The 20,786-nt window shown below is 40.6% G+C and carries 21 protein-coding genes and 1 other RNA gene; 12 read left to right on the top strand and 10 right to left on the bottom strand.

The genetic code is table 11. From position 1 onward, the window contains the following. Positions 1 to 9: 9 nt before the first annotated feature. Positions 10 to 243, bottom strand: coding sequence for a hypothetical protein (locus J2T13_RS01290; protein ID WP_429367579.1), 234 nt, complete (start codon positions 241 to 243; stop codon positions 10 to 12). Positions 244 to 410: 167 nt separating this feature from the next. Here J2T13_RS01290 and J2T13_RS01285 point away from each other — a divergent pair, with 167 nt between their 5' ends. After that, positions 411 to 608, top strand: coding sequence for a cold-shock protein (locus J2T13_RS01285; protein WP_429367577.1), 198 nt, complete (start codon positions 411 to 413; stop codon positions 606 to 608). A gap of 152 nt (positions 609 to 760) precedes the next feature. Further along, positions 761 to 1,507 (top strand): YebC/PmpR family DNA-binding transcriptional regulator, encoded by a 747-nt coding sequence (locus J2T13_RS01280; protein ID WP_429367575.1) that lies wholly within the window; start codon positions 761 to 763, stop codon positions 1,505 to 1,507. A gap of 76 nt (positions 1,508 to 1,583) precedes the next feature. Here J2T13_RS01280 and J2T13_RS01275 read toward each other — a convergent pair whose 3' ends face one another. Together J2T13_RS01275 and J2T13_RS01270 are read right to left on the bottom strand one after the other, a co-directional pair. Beyond that, complete coding sequence (locus J2T13_RS01275; RefSeq protein WP_429367573.1) at positions 1,584 to 2,231, bottom strand: nitroreductase family protein; 648 nt, start codon at positions 2,229 to 2,231, stop codon at positions 1,584 to 1,586. A gap of 184 nt (positions 2,232 to 2,415) precedes the next feature. Beyond that, entirely contained in the window at positions 2,416 to 3,726 is a 1,311-nt protein-coding gene (locus J2T13_RS01270) for a multi antimicrobial extrusion protein MatE (protein WP_429367571.1), read from the bottom strand. Between the two features lie 174 nt (positions 3,727 to 3,900). Between J2T13_RS01270 and J2T13_RS01265 the strand changes: the two genes are divergently transcribed. Both J2T13_RS01265 and pfkA read left to right on the top strand, forming a co-directional pair. Continuing rightward, positions 3,901 to 5,013 (top strand): tetraprenyl-beta-curcumene synthase family protein, encoded by a 1,113-nt coding sequence (locus tag J2T13_RS01265; RefSeq protein ID WP_429367570.1) that lies wholly within the window; start codon positions 3,901 to 3,903, stop codon positions 5,011 to 5,013. A gap of 24 nt (positions 5,014 to 5,037) precedes the next feature. Further along, the gene (gene pfkA, locus J2T13_RS01260) at positions 5,038 to 6,009 is read left to right on the top strand and encodes a 6-phosphofructokinase (RefSeq protein ID WP_429367789.1); all 972 of its coding nucleotides are present in this window, start codon (positions 5,038 to 5,040) and stop codon (positions 6,007 to 6,009) included. Between the two features lie 92 nt (positions 6,010 to 6,101). On the opposite strand, the gene J2T13_RS01255 is transcribed toward pfkA, so the two are convergent. The 4 genes from J2T13_RS01255 to J2T13_RS01240 form a co-directional block, all read right to left on the bottom strand. Then, a complete protein-coding gene (locus J2T13_RS01255) occupies positions 6,102 to 7,448 on the bottom strand; it encodes an MATE family efflux transporter (protein ID WP_429367568.1) in 1,347 nt (448 codons plus the stop codon). A gap of 124 nt (positions 7,449 to 7,572) precedes the next feature. Further along, entirely contained in the window at positions 7,573 to 8,745 is a 1,173-nt protein-coding gene (locus J2T13_RS01250; protein ID WP_429367566.1) for a putative glycoside hydrolase, read from the bottom strand. Positions 8,746 to 8,992: 247 nt separating this feature from the next. Continuing rightward, positions 8,993 to 9,181, bottom strand: coding sequence for a hypothetical protein (locus tag J2T13_RS01245; RefSeq protein WP_429367564.1), 189 nt, complete (start codon positions 9,179 to 9,181; stop codon positions 8,993 to 8,995). A 176-nt stretch (positions 9,182 to 9,357) separates the two neighbouring features. Further along, entirely contained in the window at positions 9,358 to 10,176 is an 819-nt protein-coding gene (locus tag J2T13_RS01240; protein WP_429367563.1) for a YitT family protein, read from the bottom strand. A 353-nt stretch (positions 10,177 to 10,529) separates the two neighbouring features. Here J2T13_RS01240 and J2T13_RS01235 point away from each other — a divergent pair, with 353 nt between their 5' ends. The 4 genes from J2T13_RS01235 to J2T13_RS01220 all read left to right on the top strand — a co-directional run bounded on the left by J2T13_RS01235 (position 10,530) and on the right by J2T13_RS01220 (position 14,111). Beyond that, on the top strand, positions 10,530 to 12,146 hold the full coding sequence (locus J2T13_RS01235; RefSeq protein WP_429367561.1) for a DEAD/DEAH box helicase: 1,617 nt from the start codon (positions 10,530 to 10,532) through the stop codon (positions 12,144 to 12,146). 256 nt (positions 12,147 to 12,402) lie between these two features. Continuing rightward, the gene (locus J2T13_RS01230; RefSeq protein ID WP_429367559.1) at positions 12,403 to 13,182 is read left to right on the top strand and encodes a YesL family protein; all 780 of its coding nucleotides are present in this window, start codon (positions 12,403 to 12,405) and stop codon (positions 13,180 to 13,182) included. A gap of 86 nt (positions 13,183 to 13,268) precedes the next feature. Beyond that, positions 13,269 to 13,458: non-coding RNA, 6S RNA (gene ssrS, locus J2T13_RS01225), on the top strand. Between the two features lie 260 nt (positions 13,459 to 13,718). Continuing rightward, positions 13,719 to 14,111 (top strand): DUF1499 domain-containing protein, encoded by a 393-nt coding sequence (locus J2T13_RS01220; protein WP_429367557.1) that lies wholly within the window; start codon positions 13,719 to 13,721, stop codon positions 14,109 to 14,111. 181 nt (positions 14,112 to 14,292) lie between these two features. Here J2T13_RS01220 and tpx read toward each other — a convergent pair whose 3' ends face one another. After that, the gene (tpx, locus tag J2T13_RS01215; RefSeq protein ID WP_429367555.1) at positions 14,293 to 14,811 is read right to left on the bottom strand and encodes a thiol peroxidase; all 519 of its coding nucleotides are present in this window, start codon (positions 14,809 to 14,811) and stop codon (positions 14,293 to 14,295) included. Positions 14,812 to 14,929: 118 nt separating this feature from the next. On the opposite strand from tpx, the gene J2T13_RS01210 reads away from it, so the two are divergent. Together J2T13_RS01210 and J2T13_RS01205 are read left to right on the top strand one after the other, a co-directional pair. After that, the gene (locus J2T13_RS01210; RefSeq protein WP_429367553.1) at positions 14,930 to 15,544 is read left to right on the top strand and encodes a rhomboid family intramembrane serine protease; all 615 of its coding nucleotides are present in this window, start codon (positions 14,930 to 14,932) and stop codon (positions 15,542 to 15,544) included. Positions 15,545 to 15,585: 41 nt separating this feature from the next. Beyond that, entirely contained in the window at positions 15,586 to 16,527 is a 942-nt protein-coding gene (locus tag J2T13_RS01205) for a LysR family transcriptional regulator (protein ID WP_429367551.1), read from the top strand. A 280-nt stretch (positions 16,528 to 16,807) separates the two neighbouring features. Here J2T13_RS01205 and J2T13_RS01200 read toward each other — a convergent pair whose 3' ends face one another. Then, positions 16,808 to 17,488, bottom strand: a complete 681-nt coding sequence (locus J2T13_RS01200) for a zinc metallopeptidase (RefSeq protein WP_429367549.1) — start codon at positions 17,486 to 17,488, stop codon at positions 16,808 to 16,810. A 59-nt stretch (positions 17,489 to 17,547) separates the two neighbouring features. After that, positions 17,548 to 17,997 (bottom strand): MerR family transcriptional regulator, encoded by a 450-nt coding sequence (locus J2T13_RS01195; RefSeq protein WP_429367547.1) that lies wholly within the window; start codon positions 17,995 to 17,997, stop codon positions 17,548 to 17,550. Positions 17,998 to 18,249: 252 nt separating this feature from the next. Between J2T13_RS01195 and J2T13_RS01190 the strand changes: the two genes are divergently transcribed. Together J2T13_RS01190 and J2T13_RS01185 are read left to right on the top strand one after the other, a co-directional pair. Then, positions 18,250 to 19,656 carry an ammonium transporter gene (locus J2T13_RS01190; RefSeq protein WP_429367545.1) on the top strand — a complete coding sequence of 469 codons (1,407 nt, stop codon included), beginning with the start codon at positions 18,250 to 18,252 and terminating at the stop codon, positions 19,654 to 19,656. 57 nt (positions 19,657 to 19,713) lie between these two features. Further along, positions 19,714 to 20,784 carry a DUF294 nucleotidyltransferase-like domain-containing protein gene (locus J2T13_RS01185; protein ID WP_429367543.1) on the top strand — a complete coding sequence of 357 codons (1,071 nt, stop codon included), beginning with the start codon at positions 19,714 to 19,716 and terminating at the stop codon, positions 20,782 to 20,784. Positions 20,785 to 20,786: the final 2 nt, after the last annotated feature.

The following is a 20,786-nucleotide window of genomic DNA, read 5'->3' as shown; positions in this document are numbered from 1 at the left end:
CATAGTGCATTATACCTCTTTAAAAGCAGCCATTAGTTGGTGCCATTCTTCTTCATTATTCTGGAACTCTTCCTTGGGAAAGCGGTTATTAGCCCAATGCATCAAAGCTGGACGACTGAGGAACGTATGTGTATCTTCTCCCCATTGATCAGATATTTCACGAAGAACGATATATTTTCCTTGAACCTCTACCGTCATCATATTCCAGTTGTCTTTTTTGTATATTTCATGTTTTTTAATCATCTGCACATTTCTCCGTTTACTCTTTTTGTAAAATGATAACGCAGACACCCTTGAAAAAGCAAATATAAACATTGAAAAGATGTAAAAGATGCGTCGTGATGTGGAAATTCATGAATATAATTAGGGTATGCGCCATCATTGGCGGTAATTCTTAGGAGGTTATTTATTTGAAAGGTACAGTTAAATGGTTCAACGCGGAAAAAGGGTATGGCTTTATTCAGGTAGAAGGCGGCGAGGATGTATTTGTTCACTTTTCTGCCATTCAAGGGGAAGGCTTCAGGACTTTAGATGAAGGTCAAGCGGTTGAATTTGAAACAACAGAGGGTAGCCGTGGTCCTCAAGCAGCAAACGTGCAAAAATTATAAGACATGTTAATCTTTATATATCTTGAGCATATAATGTAGCGTAGCATGAACGTAGAGTTCTATTTCTTAATAGGGCTCTGCTTTTTTTTTGTGTCTACAAATGATACACTGTTTGGGACGAATTATACATTTTTATAGGGAGCGCTATCGCTATGGCAAAGTTTAAGTTGTTTAAAGATCGTAAAGGTAAGGCAGACCAAGCTAAGAACAATAAGTTTGTAAAACTTGGTCGTGAGATTTATGTACAGGCACGTAAAGGGGGTCCGAATCCGGATGCCAATTTTGGTCTAAAGACAGCTATCCATAATGCTCGTCAGATCAACATGCCAGTGGATAACATTGAACGTGCAATCAAAAAAGCATCGGGCAATGGAGAAAATGTGGAATACGATGAGATTTACTACGAGGGTTATGGTCCAGGTGGCGTAGCGATCATGGTTAAATGTTTAACCGATAATCGTAATCGTACCGCGGCTGATGTTAGATCCATTTTTAATAAGCGCGGGGGTAACATGGGTGAGTCCGGTTGTGTTGCCTATATGTTCGATCAGAAAGGGATACTAATTATTGATCGTGAGAAATTCGCTGATCTAGATGAAGATATCCTCATGATGCAGTCCATTGAGTCTGGTGCAGACGATATTGTGACGAATGAGGATAGTTTCGAAGTGTTGACACATCCGCATGAGTTCGAATCTGTTAAGAGTGCAATGGAAGCAGCGAAATTTGAATTTAGTAGTTCTGAGGTAAGTTGGATTCCGCAGAATATGGTTGGCGTTGAAGGTGAGAATGCAGAGAAACTATTAAAGATGATGGATGCTTTTGAAGACAATGATGATGTACAAGATGTATATACGAATTTTGAAATTAGTGATGAAGAGATGGCTAGACTTGGATAGAGGGCTATCTTCATGTGAATGAATAAAGGCACTGAACGCTTATGGAAACTCGTAAGCGGCAGTGCCTTTATTCATTCTATTCTACAATACGTAATATTTCATCGATATCTTTACGTGATATTGCTTTCGGTTGAATCTTGGGGTGACCTAGTGCAATGACCATGTTAAGTTGACGATCCCGAGGAATGTCTAAATAATCTCGGAGTTGCTTCTCAGCGAGAAGAACTGGCCCCGTCATAGGACAGGTTGCCAGTCCCTTTGCATGAGCAGCGAGCATTAAATTTTGGATAGCTAAGCTTGAGCTCTTAATTCCCTCTTCATGCCATATCGTCTCACTTCCGAACCCAATAGGGTCAAAAATTCGTTCGCGAAATTTCGAAGTATAGGGGGTAGCTAAACAAACAATCAGAACGGGTGCATCGGCAAATGCTGTGGCATACGGACCGAACGACTTCACCAAAAGCTTGGCTTCACGTGCGAGTCCGTTGTCTTCGGCTACCTTAGCCATATGATGGAGCCTTTCCCATGTCATCTGTTCAATTTCTTTAATCTTGGATCGATTCATGACAGCAATGAATTCCCATGTTTGAGAATTGGTATCACTAGGAGCATACCGGGCGCAATCGATCATATCTTTCACATCTTCTAAAGACACATCCTGGTCGGTGAAATTCCGAACGCTGCGGCGCGCGAGGATGAGTTCCCTCAATTGGTCAAACTGCACGGAGATACCCCCTGTTCTCTAAGATATTTTTAATATAACCAATTTAGTACTTGATACTAATACTAGATAATAAACATTATACCGATAATCTACCTTGATATGCAAATGAAATGACGAAAGCCCGAATTCAGTGGAAGATCTGAATTCAGGCTTTGGGGAAAATGGAATATAAGTTGTAGTAATGTTATTTTTGTATTAAAGAAGGTTCTCGATAATTTCTACGGATGACAATCCATACAATGACCGCTTCCGCAAGAAGTCCAAGTGATTGTGCAATGGCACCTACCATCCCGTTCCACTGCGGAAACAAGAAAATGAGCAATAACAGAACAAGAACGGTACAGATGGCATTAGCGGTCTGGGATCGAAACATCGTCTTTGTCTGACCTCTTAATAAGATTAGCCCATTCCCATAGTCAAGCCATGGCATAACAAGTGGATAGAGCACAAAAGCTTTTAACGTGCGTAAACTCTCGGTTAAAAGGTCACCTTTGACACTCATCAGATGTTCCAATACCCATAGTCCTAGTGGGGTGTAGGCAATACTTACCAGCAAAATAAACGGAATGAATCCAATCGTAAGCGCGAACTTTCTAACTAGTACAGCGTTTATGGAATGGAAATTAAGTACGATCTGATGGATGTATGTGAAGAAACTAAGCATGAGTTGCATCAGACTGCTAGCCACGGCGAAAGCTGAAATTGCTAACACAATTCCTGTTGTTTTTCCTAGCATAATATTAATGACAGGTCCTATAAACATGGCGACAAAGGAGGATAGCAACAACGGTTTATAGAATCGAAATACGTCACCTTTAGTTTCAACTAGAGGAAGTTCTGCCTTTTCTGGCATTTTGGCTACAATCTTACGACCTTCCCAAAAACTAATAGAGGCTTCGATTACCATCCCTACTAAAAAAATAATGGCGCCTACTCGACCACTTGCAATATTATCAGATAGAATGAAGTATAGGGATAAGGCATACATACCCGCTAAACGAATGGCCATGCCAATGGTTAACCATTTCGTTCGGTTGTTGGTAATGATAACTCCTTGGTATATATTACGGATAACTGAGAATATACTGACGAACATTAGAATTTGATAGACATCAATAACGGCTGGCAACAAATCTCTATCTACACCAAATAAATATTTGAAAATAGCATAACCAATAGGCGTATATACAATAATAAAGCCTATGAGCAACACAAACGCCAAAAATATTTTGGTGATATACATAAGCGCGCGAAAAGAATTACGATCTTTGACCACGGCTGAACATGTTTGTCTCAGCAGAGTCGATGGACGCTCTGTGATGGTAAGCATACTACCTGCGATGGCATAGCTAGCAATGACGATTTCTGGATAGTCGGATCTAGCTAGCGTCCCATTAATAATGACATGGGATATTGTTACTAATGAAGCGGAAATTCCAAGGGGTACAAAAAAAGAAAACAACCGTCTCCAAGAGAGCGGCTCAGTTGATGACATGATAAGTCTCCTCAGGCTGATGTGTTGTGAAACACCGATAGTATATCATAAAGAAAATGGGGAAGGTGTGATTTCATCATCGTTTCAACATTTTTAGCTAGAATAAATTTGTGACTTTGTTTATTTGTGCAAAATCGTGGTACATACTATAATAAGAATGATTTGATAAGAATAATGTACAACAATGTGGAGGCAACGTCATTGAACGATAATGAGAAGAGCCAATATCAAGTTCCGCGCAATCCATTAAATTTAATGAATCGGGTATATAAGCATATATTACCGGAAGTGCGTAAGGAACTGGACGGCTGGCGTAAGGTAGCTGGTGAAATCCCAGACCTAGAGCTAAGAAAGCAGGCACTGGATAGCATTGAAACCAAACAGTTTCATTGTCAAGGTGGGGCTGTGTATGCTGCAATTGAGCTACCAGATCGACATACATTAATAAGATTAATTGTGGCATATCAGACCATCAGTGATTATCTGGATAATCTTTGTGATCGTAGCACTTCTAGGAACCCGGAAGATTTCAGACTCTTACATCAGTCTATGCTTGATGCCATTAATCCCGACGCACTGCCGTTACATTATTACGAACTCCGTCAAGAACAGAATGATGGGGGTTACTTACTTAAATTAGTTGAGACTTGCCATAGCTGCATTCGACTTCTCCCAGGTTATGCTACAGCACTACCTTTCATACAGGATTTAGTAGGGCTATATACAGATTTGCAGGTATATAAGCATATAGATCCTGATCTTAGAGAAGAAGCCTTGCTGAATTGGTGGTCAATACACCGTGATCGTACACCACATTTGGGGTGGAATGAATTTGCTGCCGCCACGGGATCTACCGTAGGTGTCTTCATGCTGTTTCTATCTGCAAGTGATCCTCATTTGACAGAAACAACGGCTACCACAATTCATACTTCTTACTTTCCACATGTATGCTGCTTGCATATTATGCTGGACTATCTTATCGATCAAGAAGAAGATAGGGTGGGTGGAGATCTGAATTTTTGTAATTACTATAAAGACACTGAGACCCTGCTAGATCGGATTGAGTTCTTTGTTGAATCTGCTAGGAAGGATGTTGCCAACATTCCCTCACCTTCATTTCATCGTCTTATTATTGAAGGTTTGCTGGCCATTTATTTATCAGATCCTAAAGTCAGTGAGCAACTGGAAGTACGTTCCGTTTCTAAGCGGTTGATGAGAAAGAGTCCATTGACTAGGCTTTTCTTCTTCATGAATAGTCGCTGGATTCGTAAGCATTTGTATAAGTAATGATAGAGAAATGGGAGGTTAGAAATCATGACAGTTAAAAAAATTGCAGTTCTAACAAGTGGCGGAGATTCTCAAGGTATGAATGCAGCAGTACGTGCTGTTGTACGGAGTGGTTTATTTCACGGTTTAGAGGTATTCGGTGTCCAAAGAGGATATCAGGGTCTTCTGAATGATGATATTTTCTCAATGGACCTACGTAGTGTAGGGGATATTATCCAGCGTGGAGGAACGGTACTACAGTCTGCACGATGCAAAGAATTTATGACGCCTGAAGGTCAGCAAAAAGGGGCAGATATTCTTCGTAAACGTGATATTGATGGACTAGTGGTCATTGGTGGAGATGGTTCATACCATGGAGCCAATAAATTGAGTAAATTAGGGATCAACACGATGGCATTGCCAGGAACGATTGATAATGATATTTCGTATACTGATTTTACGATCGGTTTTGATACAGCTGTAAGTATTGTTGTTGATGCTATTAACAAACTGCGGGATACGATGTCATCTCATGAACGTTCTTCTATAGTAGAAGTAATGGGAAGACATTGCGGAGATATCGCGCTATATGCGGGTCTGGCTTCCGGTGCCGAAACGATCCTAGTTCCAGAAGTGCCATTCGATATGGATGAAATTGCGGAGAGAATGAAACAGAACTTCGCACATGGTAAACGTCATAGTATCGTGATTGTAGCTGAGGGAGCAGGTAACGGTGAAGAGGTTGCCAAAGGCCTGGTTGAACGTTGTTCAACATTGGAACCACGTGTTACTGTACTCGGTCATATTCAACGTGGTGGAACGCCAACGCCAGCGGATCGTAATCTTGCAAGCCAACTTGGTGATTTTGCTGTTAGAATGCTTATTTCAGGTGAATCCGATAAGGCTTGTGGTATGATCAAGGGACAACTAGTGCTCACGGATATCGACAAAGTGGTCAATAGCAAAAAGGACTTTAATATGGATTTGTACGAATTAGCTGCACGTCTTTCTCAATAGTTATACTTTTAATGAATAAGAGGGTGTCCTACAAGCCATAAAAATGGCTAGGGACACCCTCTTTGTTGTGTACGAGTAAGCTAATTTTAGATTTAGAGTGGGAAACGGCGTTGCACCCGTATTAATCGCCACAAGAGTAACGTAGCACCTATAGCTAGTCCGACAATCAGACCGATCCAGTAAGAGTCAGCCCCAAGCAATGAATTTCTATCTAGTACATACCCTAGTGGAAGACCTATAACCCAATACGAGATAAATGTAATGATAAAAGCAGGGTTTACGTCTTTGTATCCACGTAGCGCGCCTTGTGTAGGTGTGGCAACGGCATCGGATATTTGGAAAAAAATCGCGTAAATTAAGAAATGTTGTATAAGCTCAATGACATGGCTTTCCTGAGAATATAATCCTGCAACCTGCTTACTTGCAACAATAAGGATCAGTGCCGTAACAAGAGAAAGAATCACTGCAGTACATATTCCAAGGATCGCATATTGCCGAGCATCTTTTAACCGCCCAGCCCCTTTCTCAAAACCTACTAAGATGGTTAGGGTTGTACAAATACTGAGTGGAATCATATATAATGTCGTTGCAAAATTCATGGCTGCCTGATGAGCTGCTATAGTGACCGTATCGAATTGGATCATCATAAGTGTCACCGCAGCGAAGACAGCAGTCTCAAAAAAAATAGAAAATCCAATCGGGACCCCGATCTTTAACTGCTCTTTCCAAGTTCTTGGTGAGAGTTTGTGAAAGGTGCGAAATATACGCAAGCTAGCAAAAGGCTGACGCTTAAGGACGAATAATAATGCAATGATAAATATGCACCAGTACGTAATCCCAGAGGCTACACCAGCGCCGATGCCTCCAAGTTTAGGGAATCCGAAGTTACCATAGATTAATAAATAGTTAAGTCCTACGTTAATCGGTAGCGATATAAGTGTAATGGTCATAGAAATGCGTGTCTGACCAAGGGCATCGATTAAGCTACGGAGTACGGTATACCCGAATAGAGGAATGATGCCAATGGATAGCCAAGTTAAGAAGTAGTGGGTAATGTGCTGTACATCTGATTCCAACTTCATGCTATGTAGGATCGACGGAAGAAGAGCTCCACCCAAGGCAATGACACCGAGTGCGAGAAGAAGAGAGAGCCATAAAGCTTGAATAACGTGATAGGCTACTTTTTCCTTCTGTCCACTCCCGATTAACTGCGAAATAATAGGGGTAATTCCCATTAATATCCCGCTAAGTCCCACTTGAATAGGAACCCAAAGGCTAGAGCCTATAGCAACAGCCGCCAAGTCAATGGAGCTGGATCTTCCAGACATGTTGGTGTCAAAAAAAGTCATGGCAGATAAGGTGATCTGTGTAACGAGAATCGGAATCAGGATGACGAAAAATTGTTTCATTTTTTGTTGAAGGGTTTGGGTTGGTTTCATAGTCTACGCCTCTTAATTACATAGTAGGATTAATATTTAACATAAGTATTACATTATACAGCTTCTTCAGCAGTCTGGACAAGCCAAAGGCCCGGAGATCTCCGGGCCTTTGGCTTGATCTAAATTAAGGTGTGTAATTAACACCTTTACTATAACGGTTCGATGCGTTCCAAAGAAGGAATTCATCTACCTGCATATCTTTTAAAGCGCGAATTTGCTCTCCGACTTCTTTCTTACCATATTTGGTGTAATGACCACTCCCCAACCAACTAGCCGTGAAATCCTGAATCCAAGGACGAATAATAGGCTTTTGGTCACCCAGTGGATCTAGCTTTTTATGAGTATCCACCATGGAACCTTTGATCGTTACATATGGCTCTTTGTCAGGGTCTTTCGCTCCAAACCATCCTGTGGAGTAATGACTCGGATATACCATAGGTGCAATGACATCTACGTTCTCGGATATTTTCACCATATCTTGCCCGATTCCTTCAGCTGCTGGAACGGAAGCCGCATAGCCAAAAATATCAACAGATACACGAACACCGAGCGGAGCTAATTCTTTACGTGCATACTGTACAAATTCAGCTACGATGTCTACTCGTGATTTATCATCCTTAACATAGGTTAAAGTATCAGCTCGAGTATCGAATCCTTCTGGGAAACGAACATAATCGAACTGTATTTCTTTGAATCCAAGTGCAGCTGCCTCTTTAGCAAGTTCAAGGTTGTAGTCCCATACCTCTTTGCTGTAAGGGCTCACAAATGCATCACCATTTCCATTTTTCCACAAGCTTCCATCTTTATTAACAAAAGAAAGCTTGGGTTGCTTGGTAGCTAGGATGGTATCCTTGAATACCACGATTCGTGCAATGGGATACACATCATGTTTTTGCAGACGCTTCATTAATAAATGAATATCACCTATGAATGGCTGGGATTGGCCTATCTTTTGAAGTGCAGCATTCTCTGTTTTATACGTTATGTATCCCGAATCATCCTTGAGATCAATCACCATAGAGTTAAGATCGGTTGAATCGATTAGATCAAGTAATTCAGTCATTCGAGAACCACCGGCGCTGTGCGCAGTGACATAAATCCCCCTGACTTTAGGTGCAGTTAACTGTGGATCGACTTTCATAGGTGGTTTGGAGGCATCCACCACTTCGCCTTGTTGCATAGTGTTGATAGCTGAGTTAATCGAAGTTTGGACCATCGTGGACACATGGTTAGTGCCATCCAGAGGAACTTCTGTATTTCCCAGTAGCATCAGCATAAATACCCATAAGATGTTCATAGAATTCTCTCTCCCTTTAGTGTGCTCTCTCTAAGATTATATAGAAGCCTGTATGGGCAAAAAATACAGGTTTGTAACCACTTTTAGGTGTCATCTCCTTTGGTCTTTTAACCTCTAGAAGAGAAGATTAAACAATCCTGTATAAATAGAAAGAATTGAAGAACTAACTTTAAATCTACATAGATGCAAAATGCCGCCTTCCTCTAATTGAAGAGAGAAGACGGCATTGGAATTCTAGTGAATCCTGTTATTGCAGGTGCGCTAAGTTCTGATGTTCGCAGATGCTGAATTGGATAATCTCCATGGCATCCTGTGCTTCCAAAATACTCAGGCCATCCCGAAGCATAATGAGAGAATTTAATTCAATTTGCTTCAGAAAGGGCATCATATCGGGAAACCACATCATGACGATTTGAGACAGTTTTACCGGTTCCATTTCCACAAAAATCACCCTTCCTCCTTCGAATTTTTACCATCAAAAATTCTTGAGCAGTGAATCGGAAAAATCTTTGAGAAATAAAGGGAATCTGTATCTACTGGCAACGGATGTAAGGAACCGCGCACCACTAATATATCACAATTATGTGATTATTTACACGGTCAGATAGGAAATTATCTTTTGCGAAATGAACCCATAACACCGACCGTTTCAACAATATTGACAAAGGCATGAGGGTCTGTATTCTTGATAATTCGCCTAAGTTCGGCTAGGTCATATCTTGTTGTAACTGTCATTAGCATGTCCTTTTCCTCATGTGAGAAAGCACCTTCCGTTTTGATTTTGGTGACACCACGAGGGATTTCGAGTAATTGGACTAGAAGTTGTTCTGTTTTACTAGTAACAATAAAGACAGTCACCTTAACATGACTAATGTGTATGAGATCCAATACTTTACCACTAATGTATATGGATGCCATGGAAGCTAAAGCGATATTCCAATCATCTGATAAATATCCTACGGCTAAGACAACGATTGCGTTCATACCAACCAGCACATTTCCTACAGGGAAATCACGATACTTAGTAATTATTGAACCTACAATATCAAAACCACCAGACGATCCGCCTACGCGGAAGGAAATTCCAACACCAATTCCGACTAGAACGCCTCCAAATACGCAAGCTAACAGTAAATCAGTGACTATAAGTTTCACGGGGATGACTGTGATCAACCAAGTAGTCATGATGACAGATAACATACTGTAGCCGATAAATCTTTTGCCAAGTTTAAACCAGCCTAGAATCAAAATAGGTAAATTGAGAGCAAAGTACATCAGGCTCACACTGAAATCAGAAAAATAACCGATTAACATGGATATTCCAGAGACGCCACCACTTAGCAGATGGTGTGGAATGAGAAATAAATTAAAACCACATGCAATAGCTACGGCTCCTAGAATAATTCCAAAACAATTCCAAGCGCTTTTCATTAAATCTTCACCTCTTGTTGTTTATGAGTAGTTTAAGTCAGATAAAGAATTTTTGAAGTTTGGTAACTTGCTGGTAATTTCAACTTGTTTTGTGATATAATATGTTAGATGTTCTTGAGTAGGGTTGTACAATAGTATTATTTTTGCATTATTTCGGCTGAATAATAACCGATTAGTCATCTGGAAGCTGTCACGATCCGGATAAACGCTATAGTGTCCATATTGCAATATTTTTAGCATAATTGGCTACCCTATATAATGTTTACCGCTACTTAAGAATACAGACAAGATTGTGGAATGTCCACATTACAGTATGTGGGATAATCCACTATATAGAAGGAGTATGAATATATTTGAAAACATTCGCAGAATTCGACTTGGAGCCCAAAATTCTTCAAGCGATCACGGAGCTAGGATTTGAAGAATCCACGCCCATCCAAGATCAAGCCATTCCAATTGCAATGGCAGGTAGAGATTTAATTGGTCAAGCACAAACAGGTACAGGTAAAACAGCAGCATTCGGTATTCCGTTGATTTCCAAAATCAGCAAGGAAGAAGAAAGAATTATGGCTCTTATCATGACGCCAACTCGTGAACTTGCTATTCAGGTAGCTGAGGAAATTGGCAAAATCGCCCGCTTTAAAGGCATTCGCTCATTAGCTATTTACGGAGGACAAGACATTAGTCGTCAAATCCGTTCCCTAAAGAACAAACCTCAGATTATCATTGGTACGCCAGGTCGTCTACTTGACCATATTAACCGTAAAACCATTCGTTTGAATGATGTTCAAACTGTTGTACTAGATGAAGCAGATGAAATGCTAGATATGGGTTTCATGGATGATATCCAATCCATCTTGAAATTGGTTCCAGCAGAACGCCAAACGATGCTTTTCTCCGCTACAATGCCAGCCAACATTCAGAAGCTTGCTCAACAATTCTTGAACAATCCTGAACATATATCTGTTATTCCTAAGCACATAAGTGCACCGCTTATTGATCAAGCTTATATCGAAGTTCCTGAACGCCAAAAATTCGAAGCGCTTAGTCGCTTAATCGATATGGAGTCTCCTGATCTTGCTATCGTTTTTGGACGTACAAAACGTCGGGTAGATGAATTATCTGAAGCGTTACAAAAACGTGGATATTCAGCAGACGGTCTTCATGGAGATTTGTCACAGAACCAACGTGATGCTGTAATGCGTAAATTCCGTGATGGAAGTATTGATGTATTGGTAGCAACAGACGTTGCTGCACGTGGGCTTGATGTTTCTGGTGTAACACATGTAATTAACTTTGATTTACCTCAAGACCCAGAAAGTTATGTACACCGTATTGGTCGTACAGGTCGTGCTGGTAAAGAAGGTACAGCATGGTCTTTCGTAACGCCTCGTGAAATGGATCATTTCCACTTTATCGAACGTGTTACTCGTCACAAGATTACTCGTAAGGCTCTTCCAACAATGGCTGAAGCGATTGAAGGTAAACAACGTATCACAGCTGAAAGATTGCTTGAAACCGTTGAAAGTGGCGAATTGAATGAATACAAAGGTATCGCTATTCAATTGTTGGAACAGTATGACTCTGTTCAACTGTTGACTGCAGCGATGAAGCTACTTACAGGAGAGAAGAAGGATTCTGAAATCCAACTGACTCCAGAAGATCCAATGCGTGCAAAACGCCGCAAGCCGGATATTCGTAGTGGACGTAAACCATCTGGCAGTGGTAGCTATGGTTCCCGTAGCGGATCTACTGGTGGTAGTGGTAGTGGTGGATATCGCGGAAACCGTGATAGCTCTACTGGTAGTAGCAATCGTGGTGGATATGGTGGTAACAAGAGCAGCTACAGTAAAGATGGTGGAGCTGGTTCAAGTTCTAGTTCTTCTAGTCGTCCAAAACCACGTCCTAGTAGCAGCAGTGCAAGCAGCACTCGTCCTGCGAAACGCCCTGACAGCACTTACGATAACTAAATCAGTGTCATATATAATGAAAGAAGACGAACTGTATTTTAATTCGTCTTCTTTTTTGCTATAGAGCGTTAAGGGAAATGAAGATTTAGCTACTACTGTTCGTTTGGAGCTGTGAAATATCTCCTTTGAAATAGTCAAATGTTCGGTTACTGTGTTACTAGTTGAATCGAATCCAATTAGATGCTGGCTTTGTGTGCTGTAAATACGGTATATTATTATGAGTAAACATAAAAGTAAAGACAGAGGGGGAGAACTTTTGGAATTTAAAGGGACAATGGGAGGCATTTATCGAATAACAGAGTGGATTACACGAATTGCATATTCTAATATTCTATGGCTATTATTTTCCTCGCCATTCTTGGTTGCTTTATTTATGAAAATAATGTTAATTAATGTGGAAGCTAATGCCAATGACCATCTAATTATCAACTGGACGATGGGAATTCTAGCACCGTTTACATTATTTCCTGCGATCTCAGCTCTATTTGCAGTTGTTCGCAAATGGGTAATGGGAGATTCAGATGTTCCGGTTTTCAAAACATTCTTTAGAGGTTACAGAGATAATTATAAACAAAGCATGGTCGGGGGTATTTTCTACACACTCTTATTCATAATTATGTGGGTCGATTACAAAGTGTATATGACTGAATTCAAGAACCTGCAGCTTGTTGGTGGAGTTATGTTGTTGTTGCTAATTATTTTATTTGTGTCGATGTTTAATTTCTTCTCGATGGTTGTTCATTATCATATGGGAATATTATTGATTATTAAGAATGCTATTCTTCTGACTCTCATTCGTCCATTCCGGATGATTGCTACAGTGCTTGGAAGTGGACTATTACTTTATATTGGATTTAGTTATCCGGCCTTAGTATTTTTCTTCATTGTCAGCTTAATAGCACTCTGGTCTTTCTTTAATTTCTATGGGTCATTCCTTAAGATGCAGGATCAAGCGGAACGCTTAAAGCTGTTGGAAGAGGAGAAGCAAGCTGCGCTAGATGAAAAAGTAGTTGAAGTGGGCATCGAGCAGAAATAGTCATATGGAAAAAATTAAATAAAATGGTAAATGAAAACCTATTCATTAGGAGTTTACTTTTGTAGCTTTAAGTATTATAATAAAAACAATTCCTGCGGTGTTCGTTTCGGTTAGTCGTTATTTTGAACCAATGATGATGTCTAGGGAGATTTATAAGGAGCGTCGCTGAAACGCCCTGTCTATATGACGTGGGGACTTCAAGAACACTTCTGCGATCACCCACCTGCTAATGCAGGTTCAGAAGACAATTTAGTCGGACGGCATAGCGGGTTTTATGTCATTTATTATTATAAAGCATATCATCTTCGGAATTTACCGAGGTGGTGTGCTTTTTTAATTCTGATCATAGTGTATAACAACATTTACATAAATTGAATAAATCAAATTTGAGACAAACGCTCATATTCTTGATTTCTTAATAATCTATTGAACTTTTAAAGACGCAAACTATATTTCAATCTATATAACTCTTTTGTTCTGTGCCTATCAATGTTAAACTATGTAGTATTGATGGTTATTTCAAAGGAGGAAAGGTCTTGTCGTTAAAGAGAGTTCTAGTGGGGATCATACGAAGTCAAGAAGGAACAGGCGACCGAGCAAAAGATCCTAAAATGAAAACGCGCTATTACAATTTATCGAAAGACAAGGCTTGGGAGGAAGTGTCTTCAACGCTCAAAAAAATCCCAGGTTATAAAGTGCTACATGAAGTTCAATCCGTAGGGGAAATTACGCTAGAGAAGAGAACGTCATTTGGTCGAACTGCTGATATTACAGTTTCTGTTCTATCTGTTGGCCCTATGAAAAGTGCAGTGGACATCTATTCAGCTTCTAGGGGATCATTAGGGGATCTCGGATCTAACTACCGATTCATCATTCATTTATTCGCATCATTGGATAAGAAGCTTGCTAAATACAAAGGTTCAGAATGAGAATAATATCGGTAAGCGGTTACTGAATAAATGGTAGAGGGTATCTTTAGTATTATATTGTGCCTTAGTATTTAAAAAAAGCGAGAGAAAGCATAGCTCTTCTCTCGCTTTTTTATAGCAGGCAGAGAGTGTAAATCCCTCTCTACTTTCTAGGGTTACAGTACTTTAACCTTGCAAATTTTTATAGAAGATCTTTAACAGCAGTTACAGCTTGCTCATAATTTGGGTGCTCTGTCATTTCTGAGAGGTACTCAACATAAGTAATTTTATCATTTTTGTCTATGACGAAGATTGAACGCATATCCAGACGGAACTCTTGTATAAGTACACCGTAAGCCTCGCCGAAGGCAGCATTCTTATGGTCAGATAACGTGATTACACGTTCTACACCAGCAGCACCGCACCAGCGAGCTTGTGCGAAGGGAAGATCCATGCTGATCGTAAGAATGACAACGTCATCGCCTAGGTCGGCTGCTTCTTCATTGAAACGACGTGTTTGGGTATCACATACACCCGTATCAAGGGAGGGGACTACGCTAATCAATTTGATTTTGCCTGCATAATCTTTCAGTGAAACTTCTTCAACTAAATTTTTACTTACTGTGAAATCGGGAGCAGCATCTCCGACTTTCAATGCGGGTCCTACCAAAGTTAGTGGGCTGCCTTTAAAGGTGGCAATACCTGTACGTAATTGTGCCATGTGATGATGTTCCTCCTTATTATTTTTGATTGTAGTTGGTAATTACTACTACAGATATTATAGTCTTAATATAAAAACATTGCTAATTTTTGATATCCACAAGCAAAGGAAGAATGCTATGATTTTTGTTAGGTATGAGAATTGGAAAAGTTATTTGCGGTTTTATCCTGTCACAGCTTTAATGATTCTAATCAATATTGTCATGTTCATCGTGATTTCCATTAAAGGTGGGTTAACGTTTTCAAATTTAGTACAATTTGGTGGACTTACTAATGATTCAGCCTATAGTGGAGAGTTATGGCGTTATGTGGCCTCAATGTTCCTACATTCAGGGTTTGATCACCTCTTGTTTAATTGCTTTGCCTTATTAGTGTTCGCACCTCCGTTAGAACGACTATTGGGCTCATGGAGGTACATTATTTTGTATTTTATGAGTGGAATAATAGGCAACATCATTACGATGGCTTATTATAGCAGTATAGAGGCGCCTCATACATGGTCAGTAGGAGCCTCAGGTGCTATTTACGGGGTATATGGAGCATTCTTGTATGTAGCGTTATTACAACGGAATTTGATTGACGAATCTTCGCGTAAAACGTTATATGCTATGCTGATGTTTGGAATTGTATTTAGTATAGTAACGCCAAGTGTGAATTGGGCGGCTCATTTTGGTGGATTAGTTGGTGGTTTCTTCGTGTATGGCTTAATTATCCGTTTGCTAAAAAAACATTAGACATTTGAAAATGTAGTTCATAGATTGGAGAGATCAGTGGCGTGGAATTAAGACAGTTGCACTACTTCATGAAAGTGGCGCAGAAGGAACATGTTACACAAGCTGCGGAAGAACTTCATGTGGCGCAGTCTGCGGTAAGTAGGCAGATTCACCAATTGGAAGAAGAGCTGGGTGTAAATTTGTTCATGCAGAAGGGAAGAAATCTGCAGTTAACGCCTGTGGGTCAACTTTTCTGTAAGCGGGTAGAAACGCTTATGAAGGATTTAGATAAGGCAGTAGCGGAAATACACGAGTTTCTAGACCCCGAACGAGGGGAAATTCGGATTGGCTTCCCTCATAGTCTGGGTATTCATCTGATTCCTTCTGTTGTTGCTGAGTTTAGAAATCGTTATCCTAATGTGAGATTTCGTTTCAAACAGGGGATGTTCCCTTCGTTGATCCGAGATGTTATATCTGCTGAGGTGGATCTAGCTTTCATCTCTCCTTTTCCAGATGGTCATGATCAAGTGGAGGGGGATGTAGTTCTTACTGAAGAATTGTTCGCGATTGTGCATCCTAGTCATCCTCTTGCTAAGGAAGAAAGTATCACTCTGTCGCAGTTGAAAGAAGATAAATTCATTCTGTTTAGTGAGGGCTATTCCTTGCGACCGATTGTATGGGAAGCATGTTTGGAAGCTGGATTTACACCTCAAATTGCTTTTGAAGGTGAAGAGACAGATACGATTCGTGGCTTAGTGGCTGCGGGTATGGGTGTTAGTCTGCTTCCTGAAATGGCATTCTTTCAGAGCAATCCAATGCAACCTGCAAAGGTCAGAATATCGGAGCCGAGAATAACGCGTACGATCGGTCTAATTCACAGGTCAGACGAGAAACTACCGCTAGTTGCACAAGCCTTCCGTAATTTTCTTCTTGGTTATTTTGAATTACAATATAAGAATAATCAGAAATCTGCAACCGGCACGTATCGTCCAGACTCAAATTAGTGAGCTTGTTAAAGTGCTAGGCTAAAAACTAACGTCGATGCTTAATTGGCGTTAGTTTTTTTTACTGGGCCACCATCAAGTTAGTCTATCCATCGAAGGGCGAAGCTGAATGGTATTGGAATCGTAGTTCCGGTTCACTGAGTGTGACGATTCCTACTAGATCCCTGATAATTACCATGAAAAATGCACCCCTAGATTGTCATCGCTTAAACTTGAGAGTTTATTCGATGTCTATCTAAGGGGTGCATTTTGTTGGACTGAAAGGCGATCTTATTATTTATTAATCACGACTGCTTGTAAATATCATAATATAACGAACTAATTCAAGGAGTGAGATCAATGCAGCGGCTACATAAGTAAGGGCGGCAGCATTTAATACTTTGGCGACCCCACGTTCCTCATCATTGGAGATATAACCTTCTTGAATCATCACTTCACGAGCACGATTACTAGCATTGAATTCAACAGGAAGTGTAACTAACTGAAATGCTACAGCAGCGGAGAAGAATATAATGCCGAGACCGATAAGATTAGTGAATGAGAATAACATCCCTGCGATAAGTAGAAAAGGTGCAATCCCTGAAGCGAAGTTCACAACTGGGAACATCCGATGTCGTAACTTCAACATAGGGTAGTGTTCTTTGTGTTGGATAGCATGACCAATTTCATGGCAGGCTACTGAAATCGCTGAGATAGAGTTCTCATAGTATACGGGTTCCGATAAACGTACGATTCTATGAATAGGATCATAATGGTCAGTGAGAGAACCTCTTACAGGTTCGATGGGAACATCATGTAGTCCATTAGCATCTAGCATACGTCGTGCGGCATCATATCCTGTTAGACCTGTAGTACTCGGTACTTTAGCCCATTTATTGAAAGTTCCTTTAACTCGAAATTGAGCCCAAAGTGAAAATATAAACGCGATAATAATGAGAATAAACATGTTGTCGAAATACATTTACATACCCCCTGTTAGATTTAGGTTTGAATTAACCCTTGCTGTCATATGACATTGGATTACATGATAGGTCCATGATCGAGAAGAAGCTTGAGAGCTTCCATACAAGCAGCACTTTGTGGAAGTAAGTTCATTAATATGCGCTTAGCTTGAACGGGCTTCATTTGTTCAATTAAAGGACTGAGTTCCCTAACCTCCCGCTCTAATTGCAACAGGTGAATCTCTAGGTGAGTTAGTTTATCAGTTACATGTGTTTCATCGGGAACGCTAGTCCACTTATCGAATGATTTCCTGATTTCTTCCAATGTATATTTCTCTTGTTTTAACTTATTGATACGTGATAGACGGGCCAAAGTTTCATGGTTGTATAAACGATAGTTCTTTTGTGTACGTCTCTCAGGAACGATAAGCTCTAATTTAGTGTAATAATCAATGGTTCTTTCACTTATATTTGCGGCTTTGGCTAGTTCTCCAATACGATAAAGCGTTATATCTCTAATATATATCACCTCACTAATAAGAATAGAATTAAAGAGTCTTAAGTTTCGTTAAATCCAATATAAATAATGATACATGAACCTGAACCGTACAGTCAAACGTTACCCTTATAACCTATAGTAAGGTGGTATGAAATATGACATGAATAAATTATTTATTGTTTTTGTTAAAATTGTCTTGTCAAAAATCATGGATTCCGCTTATAATGACATCAAGAGTTTCACGTAATGTAAACAAACATAACATTAAGAGGAGTGGGGATTATGAGAAAGAAGTGGCTGGGTGTCATGTTAGCAATGCTAACATTATTGGCGTTTCCGATTACGGTTTTTGCAGATTCTGGAGCTACTAATGCTGAATTACAAGCGGGTATTAACTCAGTATTCGTCTTCTTAGCCGTTATACTTGTGTTTTTTATGCAAGCAGGGTTTGCATTATTAGAAGCAGGATCGGTTCGGATGAAGAATGCAGGTCACGTAGCAGGAAAGACTGTATTGACGTTAGGTATTGCGGTTATAACCTTCTGGGCAGTCGGATTTGGTTTAGGATTCGGTAATGGTAATGGAATCATTGGCCAAACAGGATTCTTCCTTTCAGGTGATGGGATGGCGGAATCATTCAGTTCCCTAGCCGGGTCTGATGTACCTCTAACGATTAAATTTTTATTTCAATTATCGTTTGCAGCTGTATCGCTAGCCATTGCGTGCGGAGGTATGGCTGAACGCGCTAAGCTGAGTGTATACATTATTTTTGGAACATTGTTCATGATTGTTATTTATCCAGTTGTTGCCCACTGGGTGTGGGGCGGTGGATGGCTTGCAGAACTTGAAATGCAAGACTTTGCGGGGTCTACTGTAGTCCATCTTACAGGTGCCACAGCAGCTTTAGTAGTGACATTCATGTTGAAGCCTCGTATTGGTAAATACAGCAAGGAGGGTAAGCCGAACAGTATTCCGGGACATAACCAAGTGTTGTCTGTACTCGGTGTATTCATTCTCTGGATTGGTTGGTTCGGATTTAACCCAGGAAGCACGTTGTCAGGTATTGGTGGGTTCTTCGGTTATGTATCTGTGACAACGAATGTTGCCGCAGCTGCTGGAGCCATTGCTGCACTTGCAATCTCCTGGATCGTATTTGGTAAAGGTGATATTCCAAGTATGTTGAATGGTGTGCTTGCTGCACTTGTAGCCATTACAGGTTCGTGTGCATTCGTAGACGCTTGGGCAGCCATCTTGATTGGTGCTGTGGCTGGAATTATCGCATTCTTCTGTGCTCAATGGTTAGAGCGTGCTGGGTTGGATGATCCGATCTACGCAGTCTCTGTACATGGTATTGCTGGGATCTGGGGAGCACTTTCTACAGGGTTGTTTGCAACACCGGAATTGGTTGAGACAACAGGAGTAGGTCAAGCAGGATTGTTCTATGGTGGTGGGTTCCATCAATTAGGAGTTCAAGCTCTTGGTGTAGTAGGGACATTCATATTCGTCGCAGTTATATCTGCTATTATCCTTGGAATTATGAAGGCTGTAATGGGCTTGCGTGTTACAGAAGAGGAAGAAATGATGGGCCTTGATATTAGTGAACATGGTTCTTATGGTTACCCAGAACAAATGAAATTGGTTACTGATGCAGAGGCTAAGTCTCGTGCAAATAACTCAACTTTGAGCTAATCCTTAATAAACTCATTTGAAAGAACAAGGAGAAGGCTTGAGAGAGGGGCAGCTGGGATGAAACCGCTGAGTTTAACGGAATGCGATTTAGATTTACAAGGAATTGCAGATGCTTGTTCGCTGGAGGACTTAAGGAAAAGGCGCATTATGGCTCAGACTCTCTTACAGCAGCAAAAGCGGGAGTTACCAATCTCTGAGTGGCTATCACTTGTTAACCAAATGCATGATCTTATAGCAGCCAGAGTTGTATACTTCTGTGAACAAGAAATGGAGGCGGGCTACGGCCCTCCTCCCGTTTCTTATTCATTTATAGTGTTTGGGAGCTCGGGGCGCCAAGAGTCGACGCTGTGGAGTGATCAAGATAATGGATTAATTATAAGTGATGAACCGAATGAGGGTAAGGAAAGATATTTTGAGGCTTTTGGTGCTAGGCTCAGCGATATGCTGGAGCAGATGGGTTATGAGAAGTGTCCTGGTAAAGTGATGTGTTCAGAATCTCAATGGAGAAAGACACTTGGGGACTGGGGGGATACGCTGACAGATTGGTGTAGTGATCTAAGTTGGGAGCCTGTGCGGTACCTTATTATAGCTTCCGATATGCGCCATATTACAGGTGATCATGACTTGTCAGAAGGTTTCAGACGATTATTTTATCGTTGGTTCGGAGGGAATCCTGAACTGCCTGTAGCGGTGCTAAGAAATACAGTTCGGCATAAAGCAACGATTAATTTGCTTGGTCAAGTTGTAACCGAACGTTTTGGGGAACATGCGGGTGGTTTCGACGTGAAATATGGCGTATATATCCCGATTGTTAATTTTGTGAGATTTATGGCTTTACAGCAAGGAGTGAAGGAAACTTCGACGTTAAAAAGGCTTGAGAGGTTAATGGCACTTGAGGCTAGTAATATGCTCTTTGAGAGTTGTCTAGAAGCCTTTAGAATGGCATTGGAACTTAGAGCGAGTACGAACTTTACCGTAAAAGACGGCATGTTAACAAGTAGTGGTTATCTATCTGATAAAGAATTGAAGAACAAATCGCTAATGTATGAACTTAGAGATAGCCTGATCGTGGTGAGAAGAACTCATAGAGCTCTTCAGAGGTCGCTTCGCTTTACGGAAAGGAGATAGAC

Source organism: Paenibacillus sp. DS2015, assembly GCF_050433705.1.
Classification (GTDB): domain Bacteria; phylum Bacillota; class Bacilli; order Paenibacillales; family Paenibacillaceae; genus Paenibacillus_AQ.
Note: the sequence above shows the minus strand (reverse complement) of the source record. Positions and strands in the feature narration are given on the sequence as shown.

Excerpts from the sequence above, each read along its gene's own strand:
- tpx (WP_429367555.1), bottom strand. The coding sequence starts at position 14,811 with ATGGCACAATTACGTACAGGTATTGCCACCTTTAAAGGCAGCCCACTA.
- J2T13_RS01255 (WP_429367568.1), bottom strand. The coding sequence starts at position 7,448 with ATGAAACCAACCCAAACCCTTCAACAAAAAATGAAACAATTTTTCGTC.
- J2T13_RS01190 (WP_429367545.1), top strand. The coding sequence starts at position 18,250 with ATGAGAAAGAAGTGGCTGGGTGTCATGTTAGCAATGCTAACATTATTG.
- J2T13_RS01280 (WP_429367575.1), top strand. The coding sequence starts at position 761 with ATGGCAAAGTTTAAGTTGTTTAAAGATCGTAAAGGTAAGGCAGACCAA.
- J2T13_RS01245 (WP_429367564.1), bottom strand. The coding sequence starts at position 9,181 with ATGGAACCGGTAAAACTGTCTCAAATCGTCATGATGTGGTTTCCCGAT.
- J2T13_RS01290 (WP_429367579.1), bottom strand. The coding sequence starts at position 243 with ATGATTAAAAAACATGAAATATACAAAAAAGACAACTGGAATATGATG.
- J2T13_RS01210 (WP_429367553.1), top strand. The coding sequence starts at position 14,930 with ATGATTTTTGTTAGGTATGAGAATTGGAAAAGTTATTTGCGGTTTTAT.
- J2T13_RS01200 (WP_429367549.1), bottom strand. The coding sequence starts at position 17,488 with ATGTATTTCGACAACATGTTTATTCTCATTATTATCGCGTTTATATTT.
- J2T13_RS01250 (WP_429367566.1), bottom strand. The coding sequence starts at position 8,745 with ATGAACATCTTATGGGTATTTATGCTGATGCTACTGGGAAATACAGAA.
- J2T13_RS01265 (WP_429367570.1), top strand. The coding sequence starts at position 3,901 with ATGTACAACAATGTGGAGGCAACGTCATTGAACGATAATGAGAAGAGC.
- J2T13_RS01270 (WP_429367571.1), bottom strand. The coding sequence starts at position 3,726 with ATGTCATCAACTGAGCCGCTCTCTTGGAGACGGTTGTTTTCTTTTTTT.
- J2T13_RS01240 (WP_429367563.1), bottom strand. The coding sequence starts at position 10,176 with ATGAAAAGCGCTTGGAATTGTTTTGGAATTATTCTAGGAGCCGTAGCT.
- J2T13_RS01185 (WP_429367543.1), top strand. The coding sequence starts at position 19,714 with ATGAAACCGCTGAGTTTAACGGAATGCGATTTAGATTTACAAGGAATT.